The sequence below is a fragment of the Haloarcula sp. MBLA0138 genome, from assembly GCF_055632455.1.
Genome location: NZ_JBVMVU010000002.1, coordinates 192,453 through 218,438, shown reverse-complemented (window position 1 = coordinate 218,438; position 25,986 = coordinate 192,453). Strand labels below are relative to the sequence as shown.

At 67.4% G+C, this 25,986-nt stretch carries 27 protein-coding genes; 8 read left to right on the top strand and 19 right to left on the bottom strand.

All coding sequences use genetic code 11. From position 1 onward, the window contains the following. Positions 1–67 precede the first annotated feature (67 nt). From ACV7JO_RS16605 to phnG, 9 genes are read right to left on the bottom strand one after another with little or no spacing between them, the layout of a single operon-like run. The gene (locus tag ACV7JO_RS16605) at positions 68–745 is read right to left on the bottom strand and encodes an HAD family hydrolase (RefSeq protein WP_470356212.1); all 678 of its coding nucleotides are present in this window, start codon (positions 743–745) and stop codon (positions 68–70) included. Beyond that, positions 738–1,547 carry a sugar phosphate isomerase/epimerase family protein gene (locus tag ACV7JO_RS16600; protein WP_470356211.1) on the bottom strand — a complete coding sequence of 270 codons (810 nt, stop codon included), beginning with the start codon at positions 1,545–1,547 and terminating at the stop codon, positions 738–740. The genes ACV7JO_RS16605 and ACV7JO_RS16600 overlap by 8 nt, the downstream gene beginning before the upstream one ends. After that, positions 1,544–2,761, bottom strand: a complete 1,218-nt coding sequence (locus ACV7JO_RS16595; RefSeq protein WP_470356210.1) for an alpha-D-ribose 1-methylphosphonate 5-triphosphate diphosphatase — start codon at positions 2,759–2,761, stop codon at positions 1,544–1,546. The genes ACV7JO_RS16600 and ACV7JO_RS16595 overlap by 4 nt, the downstream gene beginning before the upstream one ends. Then, positions 2,758–3,492, bottom strand: a complete 735-nt coding sequence (locus tag ACV7JO_RS16590; RefSeq protein WP_470356209.1) for a phosphonate C-P lyase system protein PhnL — start codon at positions 3,490–3,492, stop codon at positions 2,758–2,760. The genes ACV7JO_RS16595 and ACV7JO_RS16590 overlap by 4 nt, the downstream gene beginning before the upstream one ends. Further along, entirely contained in the window at positions 3,489–4,319 is an 831-nt protein-coding gene (locus ACV7JO_RS16585; RefSeq protein WP_470356208.1) for an ATP-binding cassette domain-containing protein, read from the bottom strand. The genes ACV7JO_RS16590 and ACV7JO_RS16585 overlap by 4 nt, the downstream gene beginning before the upstream one ends. After that, positions 4,316–5,461, bottom strand: a complete 1,146-nt coding sequence (locus ACV7JO_RS16580) for an alpha-D-ribose 1-methylphosphonate 5-phosphate C-P-lyase PhnJ (RefSeq protein WP_470356207.1) — start codon at positions 5,459–5,461, stop codon at positions 4,316–4,318. The genes ACV7JO_RS16585 and ACV7JO_RS16580 overlap by 4 nt, the downstream gene beginning before the upstream one ends. Then, entirely contained in the window at positions 5,454–6,653 is a 1,200-nt protein-coding gene (locus tag ACV7JO_RS16575; protein ID WP_470356206.1) for a carbon-phosphorus lyase complex subunit PhnI, read from the bottom strand. The genes ACV7JO_RS16580 and ACV7JO_RS16575 overlap by 8 nt, the downstream gene beginning before the upstream one ends. Before the next feature lie 2 nt (positions 6,654–6,655). Further along, a complete protein-coding gene (phnH, locus tag ACV7JO_RS16570) occupies positions 6,656–7,207 on the bottom strand; it encodes a phosphonate C-P lyase system protein PhnH (RefSeq protein ID WP_470356205.1) in 552 nt (183 codons plus the stop codon). After that, positions 7,204–7,647, bottom strand: a complete 444-nt coding sequence (gene phnG / locus ACV7JO_RS16565) for a phosphonate C-P lyase system protein PhnG (protein ID WP_470356204.1) — start codon at positions 7,645–7,647, stop codon at positions 7,204–7,206. The genes phnH and phnG overlap by 4 nt, the downstream gene beginning before the upstream one ends. Before the next feature lie 231 nt (positions 7,648–7,878). Between phnG and ACV7JO_RS16560 the strand changes: the two genes are divergently transcribed. The 4 genes from ACV7JO_RS16560 to ACV7JO_RS16545 are packed head-to-tail and all read left to right on the top strand — an operon-like array spanning position 7,879 to position 11,441. Further along, a complete protein-coding gene (locus ACV7JO_RS16560) occupies positions 7,879–8,904 on the top strand; it encodes a PhnD/SsuA/transferrin family substrate-binding protein (RefSeq protein WP_470356203.1) in 1,026 nt (341 codons plus the stop codon). 6 nt (positions 8,905–8,910) lie between these two features. Continuing rightward, positions 8,911–9,705 carry a phosphonate ABC transporter ATP-binding protein gene (locus tag ACV7JO_RS16555; protein WP_470356202.1) on the top strand — a complete coding sequence of 265 codons (795 nt, stop codon included), beginning with the start codon at positions 8,911–8,913 and terminating at the stop codon, positions 9,703–9,705. Beyond that, positions 9,702–10,760: a phosphonate ABC transporter, permease protein PhnE gene (gene phnE / locus ACV7JO_RS16550; RefSeq protein ID WP_470356201.1), complete on the top strand. Its 1,059-nt coding sequence runs from the start codon at positions 9,702–9,704 to the stop codon at positions 10,758–10,760. Before ACV7JO_RS16555 ends, phnE begins: the two co-directional genes overlap by 4 nt. Beyond that, positions 10,761–11,441 (top strand): DapH/DapD/GlmU-related protein, encoded by a 681-nt coding sequence (locus ACV7JO_RS16545; protein ID WP_470356200.1) that lies wholly within the window; start codon positions 10,761–10,763, stop codon positions 11,439–11,441. A 6-nt stretch (positions 11,442–11,447) separates the two neighbouring features. On the opposite strand, the gene ACV7JO_RS16540 is transcribed toward ACV7JO_RS16545, so the two are convergent. Further along, positions 11,448–12,383, bottom strand: a complete 936-nt coding sequence (locus ACV7JO_RS16540; RefSeq protein ID WP_470356199.1) for a winged helix-turn-helix domain-containing protein — start codon at positions 12,381–12,383, stop codon at positions 11,448–11,450. Positions 12,384–12,569: 186 nt separating this feature from the next. Here ACV7JO_RS16540 and ACV7JO_RS16535 point away from each other — a divergent pair, with 186 nt between their 5' ends. Further along, positions 12,570–13,583 carry an AbrB/MazE/SpoVT family DNA-binding domain-containing protein gene (locus tag ACV7JO_RS16535; protein ID WP_470356198.1) on the top strand — a complete coding sequence of 338 codons (1,014 nt, stop codon included), beginning with the start codon at positions 12,570–12,572 and terminating at the stop codon, positions 13,581–13,583. A gap of 140 nt (positions 13,584–13,723) precedes the next feature. On the opposite strand, the gene ACV7JO_RS16530 is transcribed toward ACV7JO_RS16535, so the two are convergent. Continuing rightward, positions 13,724–14,665, bottom strand: coding sequence for a VOC family protein (locus tag ACV7JO_RS16530; RefSeq protein ID WP_470356197.1), 942 nt, complete (start codon positions 14,663–14,665; stop codon positions 13,724–13,726). 134 nt (positions 14,666–14,799) lie between these two features. Further along, entirely contained in the window at positions 14,800–15,342 is a 543-nt protein-coding gene (locus ACV7JO_RS16525) for an HD domain-containing protein (RefSeq protein ID WP_470356196.1), read from the bottom strand. Between the two features lie 211 nt (positions 15,343–15,553). On the opposite strand from ACV7JO_RS16525, the gene ACV7JO_RS16520 reads away from it, so the two are divergent. Then, complete coding sequence (locus ACV7JO_RS16520) at positions 15,554–16,249, top strand: MBL fold metallo-hydrolase (RefSeq protein ID WP_470356195.1); 696 nt, start codon at positions 15,554–15,556, stop codon at positions 16,247–16,249. 141 nt (positions 16,250–16,390) lie between these two features. Here the strand turns inward: ACV7JO_RS16520 and ACV7JO_RS16515 are convergent, their stop codons facing one another. The 7 genes from ACV7JO_RS16515 to ACV7JO_RS16485 all read right to left on the bottom strand — a co-directional run bounded on the left by ACV7JO_RS16515 (position 16,391) and on the right by ACV7JO_RS16485 (position 22,575). After that, entirely contained in the window at positions 16,391–17,230 is an 840-nt protein-coding gene (locus tag ACV7JO_RS16515) for an ABC transporter permease (RefSeq protein WP_470356194.1), read from the bottom strand. A 1-nt stretch (position 17,231) separates the two neighbouring features. Further along, complete coding sequence (locus ACV7JO_RS16510; RefSeq protein ID WP_470356193.1) at positions 17,232–18,038, bottom strand: ABC transporter ATP-binding protein; 807 nt, start codon at positions 18,036–18,038, stop codon at positions 17,232–17,234. A gap of 12 nt (positions 18,039–18,050) precedes the next feature. Then, positions 18,051–18,878 (bottom strand): ABC transporter permease, encoded by an 828-nt coding sequence (locus ACV7JO_RS16505; RefSeq protein WP_470356192.1) that lies wholly within the window; start codon positions 18,876–18,878, stop codon positions 18,051–18,053. 16 nt (positions 18,879–18,894) lie between these two features. Further along, the gene (locus ACV7JO_RS16500) at positions 18,895–19,986 is read right to left on the bottom strand and encodes an ABC transporter substrate-binding protein (protein WP_470356191.1); all 1,092 of its coding nucleotides are present in this window, start codon (positions 19,984–19,986) and stop codon (positions 18,895–18,897) included. Positions 19,987–20,116: 130 nt separating this feature from the next. Further along, the gene (locus ACV7JO_RS16495) at positions 20,117–21,085 is read right to left on the bottom strand and encodes an NAD(P)-dependent oxidoreductase (protein ID WP_470356190.1); all 969 of its coding nucleotides are present in this window, start codon (positions 21,083–21,085) and stop codon (positions 20,117–20,119) included. Positions 21,086–21,299: 214 nt separating this feature from the next. After that, complete coding sequence (locus tag ACV7JO_RS16490) at positions 21,300–22,082, bottom strand: HpcH/HpaI aldolase family protein (protein WP_470356189.1); 783 nt, start codon at positions 22,080–22,082, stop codon at positions 21,300–21,302. Between the two features lie 127 nt (positions 22,083–22,209). Next, positions 22,210–22,575: a VOC family protein gene (locus ACV7JO_RS16485; RefSeq protein ID WP_470356188.1), complete on the bottom strand. Its 366-nt coding sequence runs from the start codon at positions 22,573–22,575 to the stop codon at positions 22,210–22,212. A gap of 611 nt (positions 22,576–23,186) precedes the next feature. On the opposite strand from ACV7JO_RS16485, the gene ACV7JO_RS16480 reads away from it, so the two are divergent. Both ACV7JO_RS16480 and ACV7JO_RS16475 read left to right on the top strand, forming a co-directional pair. Next, positions 23,187–23,981, top strand: coding sequence for an IclR family transcriptional regulator (locus tag ACV7JO_RS16480; RefSeq protein ID WP_470356187.1), 795 nt, complete (start codon positions 23,187–23,189; stop codon positions 23,979–23,981). Positions 23,982–24,343: 362 nt separating this feature from the next. Next, positions 24,344–25,984: an ABC transporter substrate-binding protein gene (locus ACV7JO_RS16475; protein WP_470356186.1), complete on the top strand. Its 1,641-nt coding sequence runs from the start codon at positions 24,344–24,346 to the stop codon at positions 25,982–25,984. Positions 25,985–25,986 lie beyond the last annotated feature (2 nt).

The following is a 25,986-nucleotide window of genomic DNA, read 5'->3' as shown; positions in this document are numbered from 1 at the left end:
CGGAACCGCGCCCGGCGCAGGAGCGGGGTCGCGGGACCGTGCCGGGCCGCCGCCGGCCGCCCAGTCGTCAGTGCGTCCGCTCGGCCGCCCCGCCGGTGATTCGCTCGACCAAGGCGTCGAGGCTCCCGACCTCGAAGGTCGGCTCGACCGAGAGGTCGGCGTCGGCCACGTGGTCGCGCCGGAGATACGCCGCGTCGACGCCGGCCCGCCGGGCCGCCACCACGTCTTTCTCCGAATCGCCGACGTACAGCGCCGTCTCCGCCCCGAGGTCGGCGAGCGTCGCCGCGATGTAGTGAGGGTCGGGCTTGCGCTTTGCCGCGCCGTCGAGCGTCGGCCGCCGGCCGCGCGCGACCGCGAAGCAGTCGAGGTCGTGGTGGGCGAGGACGTACTCGACGGTGGCGTGTTGGTTGTTACTGACCAGCGCCAGCGGCGCGTCCAGCGCGTCGAGGGCGGCCACGTCGTCGTACAGCGGCTTCCCGCCGTCGCGCATGTGGGCCTGCTGACGCTGGCTGGCCGCGAGTTCGCGGTAGTGCCAGAACGCCTCCGGGTCGGCCCCGTGCTCGCGGACGGTCTCGGTCGGCACCGCGTCCGCGGCGACGATGCGTTCGGCGGCCGCGCGGTCGAGCGGGAGGTCGAACGCCTCGACGGCGTCGAGGACCGCCTCGACGAGGACGGACCTGTCGGTCGGTTCGACGATGACGCCGTCGTTGTCGAACACGACCGCGTCGTACGTCGTCTCAGGCATCGGTGGTGAGTGCTGGCTCTATCGGCGTCGGCTCCGTGCCGACACAGCGGGCCACGTCGCCGACGGACTTGGTCTCGAAGACGAAGTACTCCGCGGGGACGCGGTCGAGGACCGGCTGGTGGTCGGTGAGCGGGTCGTGCTGGTCGGCGCTGCCGTCGTTGTCGTGGAGGTGACAGACCCGGATTCGGTCGCCGAAGCGGGCGGCGAGGTCGCGCCAGTCGTGACCGTTGACCTTCGCGTGGCCCACGTCCAGCGTCACCCCGAAGTACGCCGGTTCCACGTCGACCGCGGCCAGCACGGCCGCGAGGTCGTCGGGCGTCGTGGTGTAGCGCCGCTTGCCGTCGTCGACCGGCTGGTTCTCCAGACAGAGCGGGACGCCCATCAGTTGGGCGTACTCGGCACACTCCGCGAGCGACCGTATCGCGTGCTCGCGGGCCGTCGACGTGACCCACTCGGGGTAGCGCCGCGGGACCGACCCGCCGTGGACGACGACCGCGCCCGCGCCGGCGGTGGCGGCGTCTTCGATGGTCGCTTTCACCTGCTCGACGGCCGCCTCGCGGGAGGCCTCGTTGAAGCTCCCGAGGTTCCAGTCGCGGAAGGGCGCGTGGTACGTGACGGTGACGCCGTAGCGCTCGGCCAGCGCCCGAATCTCCTCGTGGGTCGGCGCGTCGGGATGTGCGTGGAGGTACTCGCGCTTGAGTTCGACGTGGTCCAGCCCGAGGTCGGTGACGTAGTCGAGGAACTCCGGAACGCTCGCGGCGAACCGGATGTCCATCGCGGCACCGAGCCGGTGGTCGCTCATCGGTCGTCCTCCCCGGCAACGGCGGCCTCCGGGGCGGCGTTGCCGGTCGCGGGAGCCGTCGCGGCGTCGGCCCGGTACACCGGGTCGCCGGCGACGACCGCCTGCGTCACCGTCGGCGTCGGGTTGCGGTCCACGACCACGAGGTCCGCGCGGGCACCGGGTTCGAGCCGCCCCCGGTCGTCCAGTCCCGCGGCGTCGGCGGGGGCGGCCGTCACCCGGCCGACGCGCTCGTGGAGGGGTTCGCCGGTGTCGACGAACGCGGCGGCCAGCAGCGACTGGGGGTGGTAGTCGGCGACCAAGGCGTCGACGACGCCGGCCTCGATGGCCGCGGCCGTCGAGAGGTTCCCCCACTGGCTCTCCCCGCGGACAAGGTTCGGCGCGCCCATCGCGGTCGTCATCCCCGCCGCGGTGGCGCGCTCAGCGGTTTCGAGCGTTATCGGGTACTCCGAGATGTCGACGCCGGTCTCGGCCAGTCGGGCGACCTCCGCGGGGTCCTCGTCGTCGTGGGAGGCGGTGACCGCTCCCGCGGCCGTGGCGCGGGCGACGACGCGCTCGACGCGCTCGCGGACGACGGCCATCGACACGTCGCCCCGTTCCTCGATGATGCGGGTCGCCTCCTCGGCGGTGTGGTTGGCCGACTCCTCGTAGTACTCGCGGAACGCCGCCACGTCCCGGAACTGGCCCTTGCCGGGGATGTGGCTCATCACCGAGACGAGGTCGGCGTCGCCGTTCTCGACGACGTCGAGGACCGCCTCGACACACTCGGGCTGGGTGACCTCACAACGGGCGTGGAGCCGGTGGTCCGCGAGCAGGCCGTCGGCGGCGGTCACGGCGTCGGTCAGCTCCGCGGCCAGTTCCGGCGAGCGGTTCTGTGACTCGTCGAGTTCGAAGGAGATGGCGTGGAACTTCGTCGTGACGCCGGCGGCGATATTGGCCCGGTCGGCCGTCGACAGCGCCATCCCCGTCTCCATCCGGGTCCCCGAGCGGGGGTAGAGGTGGCCCTCGATGTCGTCGCCGTGGAGGTCCACCAGCCCCGGGAGGACATAGCGGCCGTCGGCGTCGATGACAGTCCCGGCCTGAGCCACGTCGCCGACCGCGACAACCCGGTCGCCCTCGACGCCGACGCCGCCGTCGACGACGCCCTCGGGCGTGACGACCCGGCCGTTCACGACCGCGAGAGAGTCGGGCTCGGGAGCCCCGCGCCCCGCGGTCATCCGACCATCCCCCCGTCGAAGTCGGCCGCGTCGAGCGTCTGCCGGACGCGGCCGTCGTCGAGTACCACCACGCGGTCGGCGACCGCGTCGATGACCGCGGTGTTGTGGAACACGCCGACGATGGTCGTCTCGCCGTCGACGTACTCCCGGAGCAGGTCGACCGCGGCCCCTCTGGTCTCGGGGTCCAGCGCGCTGGTGGGTTCGTCCAACAGGAGGAGGTCCGGTTCGGGTGCGAGCGCTTGCGCGAGATTGACGCGCTGGCGCTCCCCGCCGGAGAACGTCGCCGGGTACGCGCGCCACAGCGCCTCGGGAAGCCGGAGCCGGTCGAGCAGGGCTCGGGCCCGCTCGCGGGCGCGCTCGGCCCCGACGCCCCGCTCCCGGAGCGGCCGGGCAACCACGTCCTCGGCGGGGACCCGGGGAATCTCGTCGAGGAACTGCGAGGTGTAGCCCAGCGACGCACCGCGCAGGTCCATCAGGGTCCGGTCGTCACACGCCGCGAGGTCGACCGCGCCGTCGGCGGCGTCGTAGACGACCCGGCCCGCGGTAGGGTCGTAGGTCCGGTAGAGACACTTCAGCAGCGACGACTTGCCGCTGCCGGATTCACCGACGACCGCGAGGAATTCCCCCTCGCGAACGTCGAACGATACGTCGTCCAGCCCGACGACCCGCTGGCCGTCGAGCACGTGCATCTCGAAGGTCTTCGACAGCCCTTCGACGGAGAGTGTTGTCATATGACTGAATTGATGAGTGTCTGCGTGTACTCGTGGTGTGGGTCCTCCATCACGCGGTCCGTGAGCCCGGACTCGACGACCCGGCCGTGGCGCATCACCAGCGTCCGGTCGGCGAGCAGGCGGACGACGCCGAGGTCGTGGGAGACGACGACGGTGGCGACGCCGGCCTCGCGCTGGACGCGGCGGAACATGTCCAGCACGCGCGCTTGGACGCTCACGTCCAGCCCGGTCGTTGGCTCGTCGAGCACGACCAGCGCCGGGTCGTTGGCGAGCGCCCGCGCTATCTGGACGCGCCGTTGCATCCCGCCGGAGTAGGTCGCCGTGGGGTCGTCCATCCGGTCGAGCGGGATTTCGGTCGCCGAAAACAGCTCCCGGACCCGGTCGCGCACGTCCTCGAAGGAGCGCCGACCGGCCGAGAGGAGCTTCTCGGCGACGTTGCCGCCGCCAGTAAACTCCACGTTCAGCCCGTCGCGGATGTGCTGGTGGACCATCGCTATCTCGCCGGTCCGCAGGTCGTGGCGCGTCTCGTAGTCGACTTCCAGCAGGTTCCCGTCGTGACCGGCGTACCGAACGTCGCCGGCGGTCCGGGCGTCGGGGTCGCGCTCCAGCGCGAGGCGCTCGGCGAGGCTGGACTTGCCCGACCCGGACTCGCCGACGATGCCAAGCACCTCCCCCTCGTGGACCGAGAGGTCGACCTCGGCGCAGGCGACGACGCTCCCGCAGTGGGGACACCGGTTCGTCCCGGCGGCGTCGCCGGTCGCGTCCAGACAGCGGGGGCAGCCCTCGCCGTAGACGGTCTGTATCCCCTCGGCCGCAAGCAGGGTCACGCGTCCCCACCTCCCGGCGGGTCGGCGGCGTCGGAAGTCGCGTCCGCGTCGGCGGCGGTCGCGTCCGCGGCATCGACGGCCGCTGTCGCCTCCCTGTCGGGCGTCTCGGGCCCCCAGTCGACCCCCTCGCGGTCGAGGTGGTGGTCCTTCGGCAGGGTCGGGTCGGCGCGGCGCTTCTCGCAGAAGCTCGCGTCGTTGCAGGCGTAGCGGGTCTCGAAGCCGTCGCCGTCGCGCTGGGTGGCCTCGTCGCCGTCGGCCCGGTCGGCCGCCCGCTCGCGTTCCTCCGAGACCTCCACGAGGTAGGTGTCGGTCGAGCCGCAGGCGTGACAGGCCGCGTCGGGGAACCGCTCGACGGTGAACTCGCGGTCCGCGAAGGCCAGCGGCTCGACCGCGGTGTGGGGCGGGACCGCGTAGATGCGGGCCTCGCGGCCGGCCGCGAAGACGAAGAGGTTGTCGGCGGCGTCGAGTTTCGGCACGTCCCAGCGCGGGATGGGCGAGGGGTCCATGAGGTAACGCCCGGCGACCATCGTCGGGTACCGCGAGGCGATGTTTATCTCGCCCCACTCGACGACGTTCTCGTAGAGGTGGACCCACATCTTCCCGTAGTTGCGGTGGGCGTGCCGGCGGCGGTTGGCCGCGTCCGACGCGTCGACCTTCCGGAGCGGGTCGGTGACCGGCACCTGTAGGACGAGAATCTGGTCGTCGGTCAGCACTTCCTCGGGTATCCGGTGGCGGGTCTGTATCACGTCGGCCTCGGTGGCGTCGGTCGTCGTCTCGACCTCGGCGGTGTCCTCGGCGAGACGGCGGATGTTGGCGGCGTTGACGCTCTCGTCGGCCCCTTGGTCGATGACCTTGAACGTATCCGTGGGACCCAACAGCGACAGCGACGCCTGAATACCGCCGGTTCCCCATCCGCGGGCCAGCGGCATCGGCCGGGAGGCGTAGGGCACCTGATGGCCGGGGACCGCGACGGCTTTCAGCATCGACCGCCGGACCTCCCGCTTCGTGTGCTCGTCGAGGTAGGCGTAGTTGTACCCCGACAGCCCCGCCGAGTCGACCGCCTTCAGCGCGGCCCCGACGGAGTCGGCGGCCACCTCGGTCCCGCCGTCGGCCGCCGCGTCGTCGCCGCGCTCGTCAGTCATCGTCGGTCACCTCCGGGGTCGGCGCGCCGTCCGGGTCGTCGGCGGGGTCGGCGGTTCCGTCGGGGTCGCCGTCTCCGCTGCCGCCGGCCCCGCTGTCGGCGTCGACCCGGCCCTCGTCGGTCAGGCCGCGCCGCTCCCGGATGGCGCGGATGCGGTCGAGGATGGACTGGAACGTGACGTAGTGGGGGAGCTTCAGGTGCTCGATGAAGCCAAACGAGTCCATCCCGTCGACCACGTCGAGGACGAACTCCGGGTCCTCAGCCGGTTCGTCCGCGCCGTCGAGTTGGATGGAGGCGTCGAGGACGGTCATCGCGATGGCCTTGCGCTCGTTCCGGCCGAAGGTCAGCCCGTAGCCGAAGGCGAACTGCGGGTCGTCGCGCTTCGCATACACCGGGACCGCGGCCTCGCTCTCGGTCACCGACACCTCGGTGACGGTGGCCTCCTCGCCGGTGTAGGGGTGTTCGACGGTCACCGGGAGCCGACCCACGCGGACCTCCGCGAGCGTCGGGTGAACCTGGCCGTAGCCTCGCAGCGCCGAGTAGCCCAAGCCCGTGACCGCGCCCGTCTCGCCGCGGGCCAGTTCCTGTAACACGGCGTCGCGGTCGGCCGGATGCGTGACCGGCTCTCGGGTCGTGTCGGTCGGCGGGCCGGCGTCGGCCTCGCCGGGGTCGTGGACGAGCCCCTCGGCCCGCAACACGTCCATCACGTTCGCCAGCCGCTCGGGCTCCTCGGGGTCGAGCTCCCACTCCTCGGTCGGGTCCGTCGGCGCGTCCGCGCGGTCGTCCTCCGCGGCGAGGTCGAAGTCGAGGAGCCGCTGGGTGTAGTCCTTCGTGGCCCCGAGAATCTGTCCGCCGGGAACGTCCTTGAACGCCGGGGAGACGCGCCGCGTGGCGAACATCTCCGCCGGGTCGGCCGTCACGGTCTCGTCCCAGCGTTCGAGCGTCGAGCGGTAGGCCCGCAGGAGGAAGGCCGCCTCGACGGCGTCGCCTTGGGCCTGCTTGACCGCCAGCGCCGCCAGTCGGGGGGCGTACAGCCCGCTCTCGCTCATCGCTTGGGCGGTCAGCCGCCCCAGTTGCTCGTCGAGTTGGGCGACGCTCACGGGGTCGGTGTCGCCGTCGAGGCGCTGCTTCTCGAAGAGGTCGGCCGCCCGCTCGATGAGTTCCTCGCCGGCGGTGACCGCGACGTAGCCCACGGTCAGACCACCTCCGTCGTGACCGAGCGCGGCAGCGCGACGACCCGGTCGCCGGCGGTAAACACCGCGTCGACGCCCCGCGGGTACGTGGACTGGGCCTCGGCGACGGCGTCGAGTTCGTCGCGCGGGAGGCCGATGCCGACGGTCCGCTGGCCGGGGACGCCCGGCCCGCTGACCCGGACGGTCGTCGCGCCGTCGTCGGGGTCCGTCGACAGCGACGCGACGCGGTAGATGACCGTCGCCCCGTCGCTCGGCTCGACGAGCGTCCCCCTAGAAAGGTCCCGAACGTCCCACGCGGGCGCGCCGTCGGCGTGGACGATGTCGGCGGTCGCCGGGTCAGCCGGCTCGTACCGGCCCGCCGATTCCAGCGCGTCCCGGAGGTCGCCGTCGGCGGTGTGCAGCGTCACCTCGTGGTCAACCAGCGCCGCCGCGACGGCGTGGTCGGCCGGCTCCGTCGGGGTGTGCTGGACCGTCGCCGGGCGGCTCATCGCGTCCAGAAGCGCGCGGAAGGCCGCCCGGGTGTCGTCGACCGGGTCGATGCCCAGCGCCCTCACTGTCGCCCCTCCATCGTCTCGAACTCGACGGCCGTGTGGCGGCTCTCGCTCCACTCGCGGCGGCGCGTCTCCGCCCGGTCCGCGGCGGCGGCGGCGAGTTCGGCCCGGATGCGCTCGCTGTGGTCGTGGCCGCCCGCGACGGCGGCGTCGACGATGGCACCCGACAGCGCCGCGCGCTCGGCCTTGCCCGGGCACATGGCGAAGCCGCGTGCGCCCCCGAGTCGGACCTCGGCCGGCGTCACGACCACCTCGCCGAGGTTGAACGGGCGGCGTTCGACCGGCTCGCGGACGCGCTGCATGAGCAGTTTCGGCTTCGGTTCCTGAAGGACGGTGAGGGCTGCGTCGCCGTCGAGCACGCCGTTTGCCAGTTCGGCGAGGGTGTCCCCGGCCGTGGCGGCGATGCGCTCGAAGCGCTCGGTCCTGTCTGTCGGGTCGTCCATACAGGTCGGTGGTCAGACAAGGCCGGCATAAGCCTGCGCTAGGTACTCTCCGGTGTGTCAGCGGCGGGGCGGGCGCGTACCCGTCCCGCGGTTTCGCGTCCGGACGAGTCCGGACCCGTGGGGACCCACGACGCGCGGTCGGGGACACAGTTTCGGGGTTCGTTCCGGGAGCGGACGGTCCGAACTCTACGGAGCCAATCGTTATTCCACCCTCCCCACAGCACTCGGACGATGACAGAAGCCACCAGCGGTGCCGGTTCGAACGCGGAGGAACAGCCCGACAGTCCGAACGCGATACGGACCTCGCGTCGCTCGGTCATCGCCGGGGGCGCAGGGGCGGTACTGGCCGGGCTCGCGGGCTGTTCGGGAGTGCTCGGTTCCAGCGGGGGGAGCGCCGAGACCATCACGATGTTGCTGACGCCGGGGACGCCGGCCGACGCGCGGCGACGCTATCAGCCGGTCCACAACCTCATCGAGGGAGAGGTCGACGGCGTCGAGGTGGAGATGCAGGTCCCGCAGAACTACGCGGCCATCCGCCCCGCGCTGGAGAGCGAACAGGCCGAAATCGGGATGGACGACGTGACGCTCATCTCCAACCCCGACCTGATGGACGTCTACGGGACGACCGTGACGGGCGGGTCGGCCTTCTACTTCTCGCTGATGCTCACCGACCCCGACTCGGACATCACCGAGCGGGCCGACATCGAGGGCCGGGAGATGGCCTTCGCGGACCGCCTCTCGACCAGCGGCTCCATCTTCGCGCTGTACGCGCTGCTGCAGGCCGACCTCGACATCGGCGAGGCCCCGGAGGGCGACCCCGTCGACTTCTCGGGGACGTGGACCGACCACAATCAGGCGCTCATCCGACTGGGCGACGGCGAGGCCGACGCGGCGGTCACGTGGGGCGGGAACGGCATCCCGCACCTCCCCAGCGGGACCGAGGTGCCCGAGCGGGTCCAAGAGCGCAGTTCCTTCCTCGACACCATGGGGACCGAGCAGCCCCAGTTCCGGCCGTTCTGGTGGTCGTTCCCCATCCCGAAACAGCCGATGTACGCCCGGACGAGCTGGGAGTCCGACCTGAAGTCCGAAATCGGCGAGGTACTCCGGAACTCGACCCAAGAGCAGATACAGAGCTACTACCCCGACGACTACAACGAGGAGGAACTCCCGTTCACGACGCTCCGGGACACGTCGATGGAGGCGTACCAACCGGTCATCGAGCGGCTGAACACCGTCGGCATCGACCTCGCGGAGTGAGCCCAGATGAGTACGCTCACCGTCGAGAACCTGACCAAGGAGTACGGGAACGTCACCGCGTTGCGCGACGTGTCCTTCGAAATCGAGGACGAGTTCGCCGTCCTGCTGGGCGAGTCCGGCGCGGGCAAGTCGACGATGCTGCGGTGTGTGAACGGACTGACCGAGCCCACGCGCGGCACGATACGGCTGGAGGGCGACCTCGTCGGCGGCTCCCAACCGGAGGTGGGGATGATATTCCAACAGCACAACTTGGTCGAGGGCGTCTCGGCGTACCTCAACGCTCTCAACGGGGGCCTCGAACGGTGTTCGACCGTCGAGAGCCTCTTCCAGTGGCAGAGCCGCGACGACAAGCGACAGGCCCTCGACGCCTTGGAGACGGTCGGCCTGCTCGACGAGGCACACCAGCGCGTCGCCCAGATGAGCGGCGGCCAGCAACAGCGGGTCGGCATCGCCCGCGCGCTCGTCCAGAACCCGGCGCTGTTGCTGGCGGACGAACCGGTCGCCAGCCTCGACCCCTCCAGCGCCGAGACCGTCATGGACTACCTCAAGAAGGCCGCGGTAGAACACGACGTGACCGCGCTCGTGAGCCTCCATCAGGTCAACATCGCGGCCCACTTCGGCGAGCGGTTCATCGGGCTGCGCGACGGGGAACTCCTCTTCGACGTGCCGGCCGAAGAGCTCACCGACGACCTCGTCGACGACCTGTACGGCAGCGTCGAGACCGTCGGGCTCGCCGAGGCCGCCGGTGATGGGCCAGAGCCCGCACCGGTCGAGCGACGCGAGGAGCGGGTCGAGGTATGAGTTCGGAGTCGCCGGACGGACGCGGCTTCCGGGAGTACTTCGGGCTCGACGAGGTCGGTAACTCGCCGGTCGACCGGAAGCTCACGGACCTCAAACGCCGGAAGACGAAGCGGCGGGCCCTGACAGTCGCGGGCGTGGTCGGTGCCGGACTCCTCTTTTATGCCAGTCTGCTCGTCGTGAACTTCTCGGTCCTCGAACTCTACGTCCAGTTCCCGCAGTTCACCGAGGCGCTGGCCGACTACTTCCCGCCGACGACGGTGAGCGTCCTCGGCGTCGGCGTCCCCTTCGTCGACCTGAGCCAGTACTGGGCGTTCATCGTCGAGGAGAACCTGATTCTGCGGCTCGAACCCGGCGGCTTCCTCGGAGTCACCGTCGTCTGGGGGGCCACGTTCGTCACGCTGGCCGTCGCCTTCGGCGGCTCGGTGCTCGGCCTCCCCGGCGCACTGTTTTTCGGCGTGATGGCGAGCGAGCGGGTCGTCCCGTACCCCTTCAACTTCCTCTTCCGGGCGACGATGAGCCTCATCCGCGCGATTCCGGGGCTCGTCTGGTTCCTCATCCTCATCCCGCTGGCCGGCGTGACCCCCTTCACCGGCGTACTCGCCATCATGATAGACACCGTCGGCTACCTCGGCCGGCTGTTCACCGACGAACTGGAGGAGATAGCCGACGGCCCCATCGAGGGCGTCCGCAGCACCGGCGCGAACCGGACGCAGGTCATCTCCTTCGGAATGTTGAGTCAGGTGTTCCGCCAGTTCATCGCGTGGATAGCCTTCGACCTCGAACACAACGTCCGCGCCGCCATCAGCCTCGGCATCATCGGTGCCGGCGGGCTCGGGCTGGAGCTGTACATCCAGCGCCAGACGTTCCACTACACCAATATGATGGCGTGTATCATCCTCATCTTCCTGCTGGCGGGCTCGGTCGAACTCGCCAGCCAGCGCGTCCGGTCGTACCTGCGCGACGAGGACGACGTCGAGCGGACCGGCGTCGTCGAGGCGTTCGTGACCGCACCCAAGAAGATACTCGCGTCGACGCTGGGACGGCGGGGCCGGTAGATGTACGTCGAGTCCCACGGCCGGGACCAGCGGGCGGCGCTGGGACCTGAGCCGACGCTGCACGACCCGGTCCGCATCACCGAGAGCGAACTCGGCGCGTGGACGGAGGTCCACAGCCACTCGCGGCTCCACGAGGCCGAACTCGGCGACTACAGCTACCTGATGCAGCGCGTTCAGTTGGATTACGCCACCGTCGGGAAGTTCGCCAGCGTCGCCTCCGACGTTCGGCTCGGCCCGACCAACCACCCGATAGAGCGGCCCACGACCCACCACGCGACCTACCGGGCCGAACGCTACGGGTTCGGGGCGGACGACGAGCGCGTCTTCGAGTGGCGCGCCGACCAGCCGGTCGCGGTCGGGCACGACGTGTGGCTCGGCCACGGCGCGACGGTCCTCCCGGGCGTCACCGTCGGCGACGGCGCGGTCGTCGCCGCCGGTGCCGTCGTCACCGACGACGTGGCACCCTACACCGTCGTCGCCGGCGTCCCCGCGACGCCGATACGCGAGCGGTTCCCCGACGACGTGGCCGCCCGGGTCGCGGCCACGGAGTGGTGGCACTGGGACCACGAGACGCTCCGGGACCGCATCGGGGCGCTGCGCGACTTGGAGACGTTTCTCGATACGTACGCCCCCGACGACGTGCCCGAGGACGCCGTGGGGTCGGCGTCGTCGGAGCCCTGAGCGGCGTCAGGTCGTCACGTGGTCGGGCTGGTACCCCGAGTGGAGCCGGACGGCGACCTCGGCGGAGTGGACCCAGTAGTAGATGGCCCGCTCCAGCGCCCGGGTCACCGACACCAGATAGCCGTACACGTCCGGCTCGTAGGCCGTTATCAGCTCGAACAGTTCGTCGAGGTCGCGGTGGACGGTCGCCTCCCGCTCCAGTAGCTGCTCGTAGGCCGCGGTGTCGGCGTCGAACAGAATCCGTTCGAGAAAGCCGTGTATCGTCTCGCCGGCGACGAAGATGTCCCCGACGCGCTCGGCGATGATGCCCGCCGTGTCGGCGTCGTGGCTCTCGACCACGTCGGCGACGGCACACGCCCGGTCGCCGACGATCTCCAGATTCGTCGCGATGGTCGCAAGGTCCGACGCGACGCGGTTGCCCGGCCAGTCGGTCGTCAGCGTGTGCGATTTGAGTTCGGACAGCACCGCGCCGTAGCGCTCGTTCGCCAGCGACTCCAGCGCCGTCGCCGGCTGGTCGGGCTCCTCGCCGGCGAACGCGCGATGGGCGGCCGCGTACTGGTCGCCCGTCACGTCGTCGAGCCGGCGGAGCAGGTCGAGCACCGTCGCGCCGGGGTCGGACTGGGCCAGCGACCCCGAGCCGCCGGGGTCGGCCACCGAGTCGGTCCCCCCGCCGTCAGCCGGGTCGTCGCGGAACGGCGAGATGGAGCCGGCTTTCGCGTAGACTGCGTCCTCGTCGACGACGTACGCCTTCCGGACGATGTCCTCGCGTTTCAGTTCCTGCAGGAGTTCCGAGAGGTACTGGTCGGAGATGCCGACGGCCTCCGCGAGGGCCGCCTTCGTCGCCGGCGACTGTTCGTCGATGACCTCGATAATCTGTACGAGCGTGGCGCTGCGCCCGTGAGCGGCGTCGTCCCACGAGTGGTGCCACCGCGGTCTGGACATACCTCACAACGCCGGTGTGTCAGGAAAAGCCTGCGGTACCGATTGTCTGTACCAGTCCGTACTCGCCGTTTCACGCGTGTGAGCGGCCGGGAGACAGCTACGTCTACAGGTATCAAATAGAGAACAGTAGAGCTACGTACCGCTCATAGCACGAACCAAGTCCAGTCGGTACATGGGTCCGGCCAAATGGAGACACGGAAGGTCCAGCTCTCCGGTGGAACTACGTACACAGTGTCCCTACCGAAGTCTTGGGCCGAGGAACACGGCATCAAGTCCGGGACCACGTTGCGGATTCACACCAACGACGACGGCTCGCTGTTCGTCGAGGCGGGCGGCGAGCGGGAGGCGACGGAGCGCGACGTGTCCATCGACGTCACCAACGACGGCGACGAGGCGGTGCGACACCACGTCCAAGCCGCACACACTATCGGTGCCGACTCGGTGACCGTCGTCGACCGCTCGGGCCACCACGCCGAGCAGCGCCAAGGCGTCGAGGACGCCCTCCGGGGGTTGACCGGGTTCGAAATCCTCGACACGTCCGACACGCGCCTCCAACTGACGAACCTCATCGAACCCGAGAACGTCGACGTGCGCAAGAGCACGGTCCGACTCCGGCTCGTGATGCTGTCGATGCACCGGGACGCGATAACGGCCATCAGGGACGACGACGCGGAGTTGGCCCGGCAGGTCGGCCGCCGCGACAACGAGGCGGACAAGCTGCTGGCGATAATCACGCGCCACTTCCGGCGGTCGCTGTCGGACCTCCACGAAGTCGAGAAGCTGGGCCGCAGTCGGGACGAACTGTTCGAGTACTACTACATCGCCCGACAGTTCGAGCGGGTCGCCGACCACGCCGAGAAGATGACGGACCTGATGCACGGGTCGGAGGTGGGCGTGCCAGACGAGTACGCCGACGAAATTCTCGACTTGGGGCAGTCCGCCCGACGGATAGTCGACGAGGCCGCCGACGTGATTCTGGAGGGCGCGGGCAGCGAGACAGCGCTGGCCGCGTTCGACAGGCGAGCCGAGTTGGAGGAACGCCTCGACAAGCTGGACCGGGACCTCTACAGCCACGACCACCCCGGCGAGGCGTACGCGATGGGACTCTTACTCGATAGCCTCCGCCGGACGGCGGCCCACGGGACGAACATCGCGGAAGTCGCGCTCCAGCAGTCGATTCGTTCGCCTACCGACAGCTAAGCGGAGATGAGGGCCTATCAGTTCCATCTTCACAGATACGTCTTCAGATATTTCTTTTCTATATCTGTATCTTCATATCTGACTATACACATGTCGAACTTGAGTGGTTTTCCCGAGTTCAAACATATTCTGTGTCTGCCTCAGTAGCCGACGCGTTCGAGCGAGTCGATGCTGCCTATCCACTGGTGGTCGTCACCGTCGCTGATATCGTTTTCCTCCCACGCGACCGGCTCCCAGTGCGGGTCGAGGACGAGGTAACTCCCGGAGTTGAACTCGATGCGGTGGCCGCTCGCGGGGTCCCGGGCGTAGAGGAACTCCCCGCGGGAGATGCCGTGCTGGCCGATGCCGTCGACCGGGACGCCGTTCTCGTTCATGACGTTGTGGGCCTCGAAGAGGTCGTCGGGCGAGGACACCTTGTAGGCGACGTGGTGGAAGGCGGGGTCGTCCGTCTCGCTGGTGGACTGGACGACAGCGGCGTCGATTTTCACGCCGCAGGCGCTGAGAAAAGTCCCCCAGCGGGAGCCGTCGGCCTCGTCGTAGCGCTCTTGCACCCGGAAGCCGAGCACGTCGCGGAGCCACTCGGCGCACTCCAGTCCGTCGGGGTCCCACAGTTGGACGTGGTCGATGCGCCGGGGCGCGATGGGGTTGTTCCCGGACGGGTCGTAGGCGCGGTTCTTCAGCCGCGACCGGCGGTCCTCGGGCGGTTCGGGTTTCGCCATCTCGCCGTACAGTTCGAAGCGGTGGCCGGTGGGAACGTCGAAGCGGATGGCCTCGCCTTGTCCCGGTTCGGTCCCCTCGTCGATTCGGGTGACCTCGACCCCCCTGTCTTCGAGTCGGTCGGCGAAGGCCGCGACGTGGGACGGCGATTCCGTTTGCCAGCCGACGTGGTCGACCCGCGCCTCGTCGGCCGGCGTGAGGCTGAGCGAGTGGTGGTCGAACTCGTCGACGCCGCGCAGGTACACCGTCCCGTCGACGCGCGCTACCGGTTCCAGTCCGACGATGTCCTGAAAGAACGACAGCGACGCGTCGAGGTCCGGCGTCTCCAGCGCCACGTGACCGAGTCGTGCGACTTCGGGTGCCATCGGCTAAGTTCATGCGAAAGGACGACATAAAACTTACCCACCCGTCCGGGGCGGCAGTCGGTTCGGCGCGGTAAACCGTCAGACGAGAGGCGGGCGGTCCACGGACCGGACCGCCGCGGACCGGCGACCTCGCGTCAGGGAGCGTTGAGGCGTCCCTCGGAGCCCCAGTACCGGGCGTCGACGGAGAGCGAGTCGGCCATCGAGAGGGTTTTCGCTTCGAGCGTGGTCGGGGCGACGCCCGAGCGGTCGCTGTGCGCGAGGACGATGTGCTGGACGTGCTTCGAGACGCCGCAGTCGGCCAGCAGGTGGACGCTGTAGTGGGGGTGTGGGAGGAGGTCGTACGTCTCGACGAACCCCTCGGCGGTCAGTTCGAACGGTTTGCTCACGTCGTGTAGGAGTGCGCCGGCGACCAAGTCGTCGCGTCTGAGCGCCAGCTCGGGGTGGGAGTCGGTCAGAGCGTCACAGACCGCTATCGAACACTGGGTCACGTCGCGGACGTGTTCGACCAGTCCGTAGGTCCCGACGACGGCCTCGTGGGGCGGCCACCACGGGACCTCGGCGACCGAATCGAACGGGCTGTCGGCTATCGCGGTCGCCCAGACGTCGACGACGCGGGCGCGAACGTCCGCGTCCGCTATCTCGTCCAGTTCGGGGAACGTCGACTCCAGCCCAGTCATCGGTTGCCGAGACCCCCAGCCGGCGCTGTACTGTCGGTCGTTGCTATCGCAGTGTGGGCTCTCTTTTCGGACACGCTCGACCGTTCGACGCATGGCAACAAATCTCTTTCCGACGACGGGGGTCGTCGCCAGTGGCCGACCCCGGAGCGCGGTGGCGCGTGGCCCAGTCGAGACCGAACAATTATGACTGTTGCCGGACAGTACGTAAACGATGGAACTGACGAACCACGTGTACGTCTTCCAGTTCGACACCGAGTACTTCGGCAGCGACCGCACTTGGCATCCGGTCGGCGTCGAGACCGACGGAGGATTGCTCCTGTTCGACGTGGGCGGCCCCGGAGACGCGGACAAACTGGAGGCGGCGATGGCCGCCGACGGTTTCTCGTACGACGACGTCGAGAAGATCGTGCTCACACACCACGACTACGACCACTTGGGCTGTCTGAAGGAGGTGTACGACCGGACCGACGCAGAGGTCGTCGCGCACGAGCGGGCGGCACCGTACGTCACCGCGGAGATTCGGATGCTGAAACGTCCCGAGGAGCCGTATCCCGGCGTGCCGGTCGACCTCCTGTTGACCGGCGGGGAGCGGTTCCGGACGGCGGCGGGCGACGTGCGCGCCGTGTTCACGCCCGGACACGCGCCCGGCCACGTCGTCTTCCACGTCGAGGACGCCGGCGTGCTCGTCGCGGGCGACCTGCTGCGGTCCGACGGCGAGTTCCTCGGCGGGCCGAAGCGCTCGGTCACGCCGGACCTCGAAACGTCGAGGGACGCTATCGGCTCGCTCGTCGACCTCGACGTCGAGCGAATCGTCTGCTTCCACGGCGGCCCCATCGAGGCGACCGGTGCGGACATCCAACGGGTCTACGACGGACTCCTCGGTGAAGTCGTCGGGAACGACGACTGACCGCTCGACTGGCGATTCGCCGTCGGATGCGCCGCCGGCACCGACGAGCCGCGACCGCCGTTTCTATCCGACCGCGACGCTCCGGAAAGCTGTCGCCGCGAGAGGTGCCACCGCGAGAGCGGACGAGAGAAAACGCCGGAGTCAGTCCCGCCAGCGGAAGAAGTACGTCTCGAGGGGCTTCAACACGCCGTACTCCACCGTGAGGACCACCACGATGAACGGGATGAGGTAGGCGAAGACCATCACGAGTTCCCCTTGGTCGAAGTAGTACCGGAACATCGCGCCGATGCCGGCCGACAGCCCGAACACTTCGGCCAACACGACCATCTTCCAGACCATCCCCAAGATGTACCGGTAGCTCCCGAAGAGATAGGGGAGCAGGTGCGGGACGTAGATGTGTCGCCACACCATCCGCGTGCTGGCGTCGAAGGCGTCGGCCATCGTCAGCAGGTCGACGTCGACGTCTTTCGACCCCTCCCACATGTTGACCATGCCGAACGGCGTCGAGGCGACGACCACGGCGAAGATGACCGACGTTTCGCTGAAGTTGAACCAGACCATCGACAGCAGTATGATGACCACAGTCGGCGTCGTCATCCAGAACGGGAGCCAGTTCGAGATGCTGTCCTCGACGAGGTCGTTCGTCGACATGAGGATGCCGCCCGCCATGGCGACGACGAGACCGATGGTGCTGGAGACGAACGCGCGACGGAGCGTCAACCCGAGGTGGTCGAGGGCGGTCCGCCCTCTGAACCCCTCCGTCGTGGTTATCTCGACGACCTGCGCGAACGTCGCGCCCGGCGAGGGGAGCTGACTCGGGTTTGCGAGAATCTGTGCCGCCACGTACCACGTGAGGACGATAGCAGCGAGCGGGACGAGTATCTGTTTCGCGCGGTCGAGGATTCGACGCGGGAGGTCCTCGGGGACCAGCGCTATCCCGCCCAGCGAAGCGCCGATATCGTCGTCGACTTCCGAACTCACGTCACGTCCCTCCGTCGGTTTCCACCGCGGCTCGCTCCTCCCCGGCATCCGCAGTGAGCGACTCCATGTGCGTGAAGAACTCGTCCATGAGGTCCGACTCCAGTTGGAGGAGTTCGGAGTCGTCCGGGTCGCGCGGACGCGGGATGTCGATGTCGACCTCGTTGAAGATGCGCCCCTGCGTGTCGAGGAACACGATCTCGTCGGAGAGGTAGACCGCCTCGCTGATGTCGTGGGTGACGAAGACGATGGTCTTGCCGGTCTCCTGCCAGAGCTCGATGAGGTCCTGTCGGAGGTTTCGCGCGGTCAGTTCGTCGAGGTCGCTGAAGGGCTCGTCCATGAGGAGCACGTCGGGGTCGACCGCGAGCGCTCTGGCGATGCCGACCCGCTGGCGCATACCTCCGGAAAGGCGCAGCGGGTACGACTTCCGCTCGGCAGCCAAGCCCACCGTCGAGAGGACGTCGTCGATAATTTCGTCGTGCTCCGACTCGGGGACACCCTGTGCGTTCAGCGCGAACTTGAGGTTGTCCTCGACGTTCCGCCAGTTCAGCAGGCGTGGCTCCTGAAAGACGTACGCGATGGGGAGGTTCCTCGGGTCGATGGTGTCGCCGCGCCAGACGATATCGCCGGACTGGAACGTGTGTAGCCCGGCGAGAACGTTGAGGAGAGTCGACTTCCCGCAGCCGGACGGCCCCATGATACTGGTGAACGACCCCTCTTCGATGGTGGCCGTGATATCGTCGAGAACGACGATCTCGTTCCCGCTTTCTTCTTCGAACGTCTTGGTTAGGTTGTTGATTTGGAGTGTCATCGGTTTGTTGTATCAGGCCCGCTGTTCGACCGTCTCTTCGAGCTCCGGCCGCCACGCGAACGAGCGGTCCTCGAGTCGTTTGAAGCCCCGTTCGACGAGATACATCAGGAGCATCACCGGCACCGACCACGCGATTATCATGTCGGCTCTGAGCGTCTGGAAGTAGTAGCTGACGACGTAGCCCACACCCTGTGTCGCGCCGAACACTTCGGCGACGAGCGCGATCTTCCACGAGAGGGCGAAGGCGAGTCGCGCCGACGAGAACAGGAACGGCTGGAGGTGGGGGATGTGGATGTGCTGCCACTGTCGCAGCCGCGTGGCGTCGAACGCGTCGGCCATCTCGACGAGTTCGCTGTCGACCGACTCCGCGCCCTTCCAGATGTTCACCGTCACGTACGGCGTGACCACGAGGGCGATGACGAGCACGTGGACGACGTACTCCGTGATGCCGAACCAGAGGATTCCCATGAACGCCCAGACGACCGCCGGGAACGTCATAATCGCCATCACGGGCGCCGTCAGGTACTCCTCGACCGGACGGTAGAGACCCATAGAGACGCCCAGTACCGTCCCGATGGTCATCGAGATGCCGAACCCGAGCGCGATACGGACGAGGGTCGGGACGACGTTGTCGACGAACGCGAACTGGTCTGCGTTCGTGACGACGGCGACGATGTTGTCGAACAGCACCCCCAAGCCCGGGAAGACGTTCGCGTCGTACGAGAGCGAGACCAGTTGCCAGACACAGAGGAACAGGAAGATAGCCACCACGCTGGGATGGATGACTCTCCCCTCTCGAAGCCGGGCGAGCAGGGTTCGAACCGCTGGTTGCTGTGACATGTATCGAGCGTCCGTCTCAATTGACTCTGCTCTCGAGGTCCTCGGTCGTGAGGAACTGGTCGGTTCCGGGGGCCGCCTCGATACCGCCCTGCTGAGCGACGAGTTCCCAGAGGTCGACGTTGGACTGGACCCACTCGTCGTTCCACTCGGTGGGGAACAGTTGCCCCTCGTTCACCATCTCACGGACGACCTCTATCTCCCCTTCCGAGGAGAGGTCGATACCGCCGACGGCACCGTACTGGTTCATCGCCGAGTCGAACTCGTTGCGGAACAGTTCGACCGCTTCGGCCCAGCCTTCCCAGAAGTCGAGGACCGCCTGCGGGTTGGTTTCGAGGAAGTCGTCGTAGACGCCGAACATCGTGACCGACGGCGGGTAGCCGGACTGCTCTTTCCACTCCGGGATGGGGTCGTAGATGGAGCGCAGCCCGTCGTTGGCGAGCGCCTTTATCGTCGACGACGTGAACAGCAGGGCCGCGTCGACTTCCTCGCCTTGGTCGAGGAAGTTGTACAGCGTCGACGTCGACGAGTCGACGATCTCCGCGGGGTCGTTGAGGAGGTCGAAGTCGTAGAGTTCGGCCCACTGAGCGATGTAGTAGCGGGTCGTCGACGAACCCCGGCCGGGGACGCCAAGCACCTTGCCTTCGAGGTCCTGTGGCTCCTCGATGTCGGAGCCCTCGGGGACGAAACACTGGTTGATGAAGTTCATCGTCTGGCCGAAACACTTCACCGGCGTGTCGCCCGCGAGGTTCGTCGCCATCGGCAGCGACGACAAGGGCGAGGCCCCCGTGGCGAGGTTCTGCGAGAAGGTGCGTGTGAACTTCCCGAACCCGGCGACCTCCATGGAGAGGTCGATGCCGCGGTCGGCCCAGATGTCCTGCTCTCGCCCGTAGAAGAAGACGGGGACGAACATCGACCCTTCGAGGTTCATCGTCTTGATGGTCGTCTGTCCCGACCCGCCGTCATCGGCTGTATCCGTGCCGCCGGACGAATCGGAACCACCGCCGAGACAACCGCCCAGTGTCGCGGCTCCGAGCGTCGCTCCGCCCGCGAGAACGCTCCGCCGACTGATGCTACTGCTGTCTTTCCCGTGGTTGGTGTTGCTGGTCATGCGGACTCGACTCGGCTTTTACGTTCATCATTATTAAAGATACCGCTAACGGTCCCGGACAGTGCAGGTTCCCGAAGGGCGTGGCGCTCGACACTCCACCGCAACGGCGGGAGACGGGAGAAAAACGAGTTCAGGTGCCGTCGACGGAGACAGCCATGAAGTCCTCTTCGACCGGGTCGCCGTCGAGCAGCGCGAGCGCGTTCGACGCGAGGGTATCCACCGCGTGTGTCCGGTACTCCCTCGTCATCGCGGCGATGTGGGGCGTCGTGACGACGTTGCCGAGCGCGTGCAGCGGCGAGTCGGCCGGGAGCGGTTCGTCCTCGAACACGTCGAGTCCAGCGCCCGCGAGTTCGTCCGCGCGGATCGCCTCGACCAGCGCGTCGGTGTCGACGAGGGGCCCGCGTGCGGTGTTGACGAGGATGGCCGAGGGCTTCATCTGCGCGAGCGCGTCGGCGTCTATCAGCCCGCGCGTCTCCGCGGTGAGTTCGGCGTTCACGCAGACGGCGTCGCTCTCGGTCAGGACCCGTTCGAGCGTCGTGAGCGCAGCACCGGTTAGGTCGCCGTCGATGTCCCGGACGTACGGGTCGTAGGCGAGTACCGTCGGTTCGAACCCGGAGAGCAGTTTCGCGACGCGACGACCGATGTCGCCGTAGCCAACGATGCCGACGGTCTTACCGAACAACTGCGTCCCGAACGGCGCTTCGTCGCGCCAGCCGCCGTCCCGGAGGAGGTCCTGAGTCTGGCCGATACGGCGCGTCGTCGCCAGCAGGAGGCCGACGGTGTGTTCCGCGACGGACATGGCGTTCAGTCCGGGCGTGTGCGTGACCGGAATCCCCAGTCGCGCCGCGGCGTCAAGGTCGATGTTGTCGATGCCCGTCCCGATTTTGGCGACCAGTCGGAGGTCGCTGGCTTCGAGGACGCGCTCGGACAGCGTGAGCCGCGACGTGGTGAAGACGACGCCCTTGCCCGCGAGCGCCGCTATCAGTTCGTCTTCGTCGTTCGGACCGCCCACTTCGAGGTCGATGGCGTGGGCGACGTTGTCCCGCAGTCGGTCGACCGGTTGCACGTCCCTGTCGACCAACCCTCGCTCGGCCGTCATCGGTGGACGCCCCCCGTCTGTCGCGCGCTGCTCACGAAATCGCCAGCGGCTGAGCCGCGTTCCCACCGTGCTCGATACCTGTCGGACCGGTTTGTTGAGACCATCTGAACGGCTGTTTGGCCGCATCCGGTTATATATGTTCGTGTCTCCCGGGTAGCGGTACGTAGTTCGGGGGTCTGGGCCGCAGAGAGCTAGAAAGCGCGGGACAGCAGCGCTACGTGCGCTCGTGAATGCGCTCCAGACGGTCCGAGAGCGTCGCCCGCACCGAACTCAGGTCCCCGCCGACGCGGAGTATCTGGTAGCCCCGCTCGACGGCCGCGGCGACCGCGTCGGGTTGGTTTCGAATGCCGCCCAGCGGGACGCCAGCGTCGAGACAGGCGTCCTCGATGGCCGCAATCTGGGACTGCACCTCGGGATGGTCTTTCTCCGTCGGGTGCCCCATCTGCGCCGAGAGGTCGGACGGCCCGACGAAGACGAACCCCAACTCGGGGACTGCGAGGATGTCGTCGAGTTCGTCGACCGCGGTGGTCTTTTCGAGCATCACGCCCAGACAGACCTCCTCGTCCTCGGTGTGGACGTAGTCGGGGGCGGTCCCCCAGTTGCTCGACCGGCCGCTGGCCTTCCCGCGTTCGCCGGGTTTGCCGTCGTAGACGAACCGAGTCGCTTCGACGGCTCTGCGGACCTCGGCCGCCGAGTCGATGCGGGGAATCAAAATGTTCCTGACGCCCGCGTCGAGCACTTTCCTGATGAGCGGCGGGTCGCCGGAGGGCAGGCGCACGAACAGTTCCGTGCCGCCGACCTCCGCGGCTCGCGTCAGGTCCTCGAAGAGGGTGCTGTCGTAGGGGCTCGGTCCGGTGTGTTCGAAGTCGAGCCAGACGAAGTCGATGCCGAGCTGTCCGTATATCTCCACGACCGTCGGAGAGAACGTCGCAGACCGAGCACCGAACGCGACCGCTCCGTTTTCGATGCGCTCTCGTAGTGAATTGTGTTGGTCCATCGGCAGGGTAACTGGTTCGGGGTGGGTGTCGTACGGATGGTGTCGGACGGGAGTCTGGCGCAGGCCGGTGTGGTGGTATCGGAGCGACCCACGACAGCGTTCGCGTCACACTGCAGCGCTCGAAATCCTATTCGTCGTCCGAAACCGCCTGAAACCGGCGACCGTCGGGGTCGCGGAAGTTGCAGATGGTCCGGCCCGTCTTGTCGACGTAGTACGGGTCGACGACCCGTTCGACGCCGTTCTCGCGGAGTTCGTCGGCCGTCTCCTCGACGTCGTCCGCGGCGAACGCGATGTGGTTGATGCCGGGGACCTCTTCGTCCTCGACGGTGTGAATCTCGAAGAGGGGGCCGTCCCCGTCAGCCGGTTCGAGTTCGTAGGACGTGCCGTGGTGGTTTGTCTGTCGTCGCTCCTCGTAGCCGAGCTTCTTGAGGAACGCCGCCATCTCTTCCGCGTCGCTGGCCTCGATCTCGATGTGGTCTATCTTTCCCAGCACGAGTTTTACGAGCAACTACAATTATAAAATACTTTCGCAAATTTGTGGGGCAGACGGGCAACCAAACCGAAACGACCCGAGAAAGCGAAGCGAGAACCGGTCTCTCGGGTGCGAACGGACCCTCGGAGTAGTCGTTTACTCCCAGTAAACGCCGCTGGCCGGCCCCGGGAAGACAGAGCCACCGATAGACCGGCAGAGAGATAACATACGTACGCTCGTTATCTGACAATAGTTGCCAAACATCACACCGGCCGTCCGTCTAATCGGGCGAACGGATAACACATGTACGGTCGTTACGCGAACACGCGGTACAGTCGGCACGCGAGCGGTTCGTGGCCCGCGCCGTCCGTCACGCCGCCCGTGGCAATCGTTTCCTGATAGGAAATGACAGCCGGTGGTCCGGGTTTCGAGCGGGACGAACAGCCCGGAGGTGTCGCGGCGACGGCCTGTGGACCGTCAGCGACGAATCGGGTCGAACAGCGGGGTTACTGCGTCTTCCACCAGCGTCGAGTAGGGAAACGAACCGTCTGGAAGGGCGTTCCGTCGGGAAACGACCCAGCGCTTGCGTTTCCCAGAGAAAAAGTTAAGCCGAGACAGTCCAACCGCTGGATATGGACGAGCGCACGAACACCGAGGACGCGGTCGAAGGGACACCGACGGTCCAAGCCGTGGAGAGTTCACACGCGGTCCTGGACGCGCTGCAGTCCATCGGTCCGGCAACGGTGACCGAAATCGCCGGAGAGGTCGGCCTCTCGAAGGGGGGCGCGTACAAACACCTGAAGACGCTGCAACAGAGCGACTTCGTCGTCCGAGACGGCCAGCAGTACACCCTCGGTCTGCGCTTTCTGGACATCGGCGGGCAGCTCCGATACGACCACCCCGGCTCGCAGGTCATCAAGGAGAAGATGCAGGAACTGGCCGCCGAGACGGGCGAGACCAGCATCTACACCGTCCTCGAGAACGGCCGGACGACGACGTTGTTCCGGGAGACCGGCGGCAAGGGCGTCGCCACGCGGACCCGCATCGGCAAACGGCTCTACCCCCACGAGACCGCCGCCGGGAAGTGCATCCTCTCGCATCGCTCGCGGGCAGAGGTCGAGGCGGTGTTCGACGGCGGGCCACTGCCCGCGGTGACGGACAACACGATAACCGACTTCGACACACTCATGGACAAACTGGGCGAGGTCCGGGACCGCGGCTACGCGTACAACATGGGCGAGAGCGTCGAGGGGCTGGTCGCCGTCGCGGCCCCACTGGTTCCGGACGAGCAGGTGTTGGGCGCGTGTTCCGTCACCGGCCCCTACCACCGTATGAAGGGCGACCCGATAGACGAGGACGTCGTCTCGACGCTCCTGAGCTTCGTCAACGAACTGGAGCTGAACATCGCGCACTCGGATTCAGTATAGCCTCCCCAGATCCGGTATGTATTTTCCCGATATCTGAAACCACAGCCGGATTTCTGTAGTTCAATCTGTAATTCTGCCACCAGCATTCGCATTATACTATTATATTCTTCCTTTTGTCTATATGTATGCCCTATATACATACATGATACTATATTTATTTACACTCGTCGCCGGGATAGTTCGGGAGTTCGTCGAGATCGGTCACAGCGGGCCAACGTCGGTGGGTTCCGGAACCCAGTCCCCGTCGGCGTCGGGGACGAAACGGACCGATGCCCGCCGCCCGGGGATAGCTTTATGACGAATGTTTTTTAGTCTATCCTAAACCGTAAGGCGTTTATTCTTTAGGTTAGCCTAAATCGATGATGGCAGATAAGAACGTAACGCGACGGACGGCGTTGAAGGCTGGTGGGATTGGACTCGTCGGACTCACGAGTCTCGCCGGCTGTTCGAGCAGTTCTGGTGACACCGGCTCGGGAAGCGACGCGCTCAGAATCGCTACTGACTCGGACCCGAGTTCGCCGTTGAACCTCTACGTCAGCAGCGGGAGTTCGTTCGACTGGCTGAAAGACCTCGTCTACGACCGGCTACTGGCCCCGTCGCCGTACGTCGAGGACCCGATGCCGGGGCTGGCGACGGAGACAACCAAAGTCGACGCGACGACGTGGACCGCGACGGCTCGGACGGACGCGACGTGGCACGACGGGGAACCGTTCACCGCCAAGGACGTGGTGTTCACGTACCGCTATTTCCGCGACGCCGAACCGAACCGGTACACGCACCACGTCAGCGACGCGCCCCACATCGAGACCATCGAAGCCGTCGACGACGAGACGGTTCGCTTTGAGTGCGCCTATCCCGCACCGACGCTCGCGGACATCACGTTCGCGGACCTTCCCATACTCCCGAAACACGTCTGGGAGGACGTCGACGACCCCTACACCTACGCGGAGTATCCCGTCGGGACCGGCCCGTTCGAGTTGGTCGACTACGAGCCGGGCGAGCGCCTCCGGTTCGTCGCTAACGACGCGTACTTCGGCGGAGAGCCGCTCGTCGACGAGGTCTTGGTTCCCATCATCAAGGACCACTCCACAATCTTCACCGCGCTGGAGACGGGGGAGATAGACACCGCGAACGTGGCGATTCCACCCGAGGCGATAGACCGGTTCGAGGAAAACGAGTCGACGGAGGTCGTCCGGACCGACTGGCTATCGCTCGTCGAGATTCGCATCAACTACGAACGGTCGCCGTTCGACCAGCACGACTTCCGCGGAGCGGTTTCGGACGCGATAGACCGGACAGCTATCACCGACACCGTCACGCTCGGGATGGCGCGGCCGGGCGTCGAGGGATATCCACACCCCGAGTCGCCGTGGACCGCGCCGGACCTGTCGACGCCGTACCGCCCCGACCGCGCTCGGTCGACGCTCGACGAACTCGGATTCACCGACGACGACGGCGACGGCGTCCGCGAGACGAGCGACGGTGAACCGCTCGCGTTCACGCTGAAGGTGGCGTCGAACCAGCCGAAGTGGATTCGCGCCTCGGAGATGGTCGCGTCACAGCTCGGCGCGGTCGGTATCGACATCGAAGTCCGCACACTCGACCCCGGCTCCATCGGTGACCTGTACGACTCGCGCGACTTCGACATGTACGTCAGCGACATCTCGCCCCACGGAGTCGCCGACCCCGACCAGTTCGTCATGTCCCATCGCTCGGGCTACCTCTGGCGGAAAGACCTCGCGTATCCCGAGTGGGACGCGCTGTACGAGGAGTGGCGACAGACCGAAACCGTCGAGGCACGAAAGGAGGTCCTCTTCGAGATGCAGCGGCTGTTCAACAGCCAGCCGACATCGCTTGTGCTGTGGTACCCCGAGCCGCGGTGGGGGTTCGACCCGTCGGCCCACGACGCGTGGGCCGAGTCGCCGGGCTTCGGTATCCACCACAAATGGTCGCTGCTCCCGACCGACGAGCGCGGCACGGCCGTGATTCGGTCGTTCGACTGAGC

Bases quoted from the DNA above. Each gene is read 5' to 3' on its own strand.
- ACV7JO_RS16605 (WP_470356212.1), bottom strand. From the start codon at position 745: ATGCCTGAGACGACGTACGACGCGGTCGTGTTCGACAACGACGGCGTC.
- ACV7JO_RS16600 (WP_470356211.1), bottom strand. From the start codon at position 1,547: ATGAGCGACCACCGGCTCGGTGCCGCGATGGACATCCGGTTCGCCGCG.
- ACV7JO_RS16595 (WP_470356210.1), bottom strand. From the start codon at position 2,761: ATGACCGCGGGGCGCGGGGCTCCCGAGCCCGACTCTCTCGCGGTCGTG.
- ACV7JO_RS16590 (WP_470356209.1), bottom strand. From the start codon at position 3,492: ATGACAACACTCTCCGTCGAAGGGCTGTCGAAGACCTTCGAGATGCAC.
- ACV7JO_RS16580 (WP_470356207.1), bottom strand. From the start codon at position 5,461: ATGACTGACGAGCGCGGCGACGACGCGGCGGCCGACGGCGGGACCGAG.
- phnG (WP_470356204.1), bottom strand. From the start codon at position 7,647: ATGGACGACCCGACAGACAGGACCGAGCGCTTCGAGCGCATCGCCGCC.
- ACV7JO_RS16560 (WP_470356203.1), top strand. From the start codon at position 7,879: ATGACAGAAGCCACCAGCGGTGCCGGTTCGAACGCGGAGGAACAGCCC.
- ACV7JO_RS16555 (WP_470356202.1), top strand. From the start codon at position 8,911: ATGAGTACGCTCACCGTCGAGAACCTGACCAAGGAGTACGGGAACGTC.
- phnE (WP_470356201.1), top strand. From the start codon at position 9,702: ATGAGTTCGGAGTCGCCGGACGGACGCGGCTTCCGGGAGTACTTCGGG.
- ACV7JO_RS16545 (WP_470356200.1), top strand. From the start codon at position 10,761: ATGTACGTCGAGTCCCACGGCCGGGACCAGCGGGCGGCGCTGGGACCT.
- ACV7JO_RS16540 (WP_470356199.1), bottom strand. From the start codon at position 12,383: ATGTCCAGACCGCGGTGGCACCACTCGTGGGACGACGCCGCTCACGGG.
- ACV7JO_RS16535 (WP_470356198.1), top strand. From the start codon at position 12,570: ATGGAGACACGGAAGGTCCAGCTCTCCGGTGGAACTACGTACACAGTG.
- ACV7JO_RS16530 (WP_470356197.1), bottom strand. From the start codon at position 14,665: ATGGCACCCGAAGTCGCACGACTCGGTCACGTGGCGCTGGAGACGCCG.
- ACV7JO_RS16525 (WP_470356196.1), bottom strand. From the start codon at position 15,342: ATGACTGGGCTGGAGTCGACGTTCCCCGAACTGGACGAGATAGCGGAC.
- ACV7JO_RS16520 (WP_470356195.1), top strand. From the start codon at position 15,554: ATGGAACTGACGAACCACGTGTACGTCTTCCAGTTCGACACCGAGTAC.
- ACV7JO_RS16510 (WP_470356193.1), bottom strand. From the start codon at position 18,038: ATGACACTCCAAATCAACAACCTAACCAAGACGTTCGAAGAAGAAAGC.
- ACV7JO_RS16505 (WP_470356192.1), bottom strand. From the start codon at position 18,878: ATGTCACAGCAACCAGCGGTTCGAACCCTGCTCGCCCGGCTTCGAGAG.
- ACV7JO_RS16500 (WP_470356191.1), bottom strand. From the start codon at position 19,986: ATGACCAGCAACACCAACCACGGGAAAGACAGCAGTAGCATCAGTCGG.
- ACV7JO_RS16495 (WP_470356190.1), bottom strand. From the start codon at position 21,085: ATGACGGCCGAGCGAGGGTTGGTCGACAGGGACGTGCAACCGGTCGAC.
- ACV7JO_RS16490 (WP_470356189.1), bottom strand. From the start codon at position 22,082: ATGGACCAACACAATTCACTACGAGAGCGCATCGAAAACGGAGCGGTC.
- ACV7JO_RS16480 (WP_470356187.1), top strand. From the start codon at position 23,187: ATGGACGAGCGCACGAACACCGAGGACGCGGTCGAAGGGACACCGACG.
- ACV7JO_RS16475 (WP_470356186.1), top strand. From the start codon at position 24,344: ATGGCAGATAAGAACGTAACGCGACGGACGGCGTTGAAGGCTGGTGGG.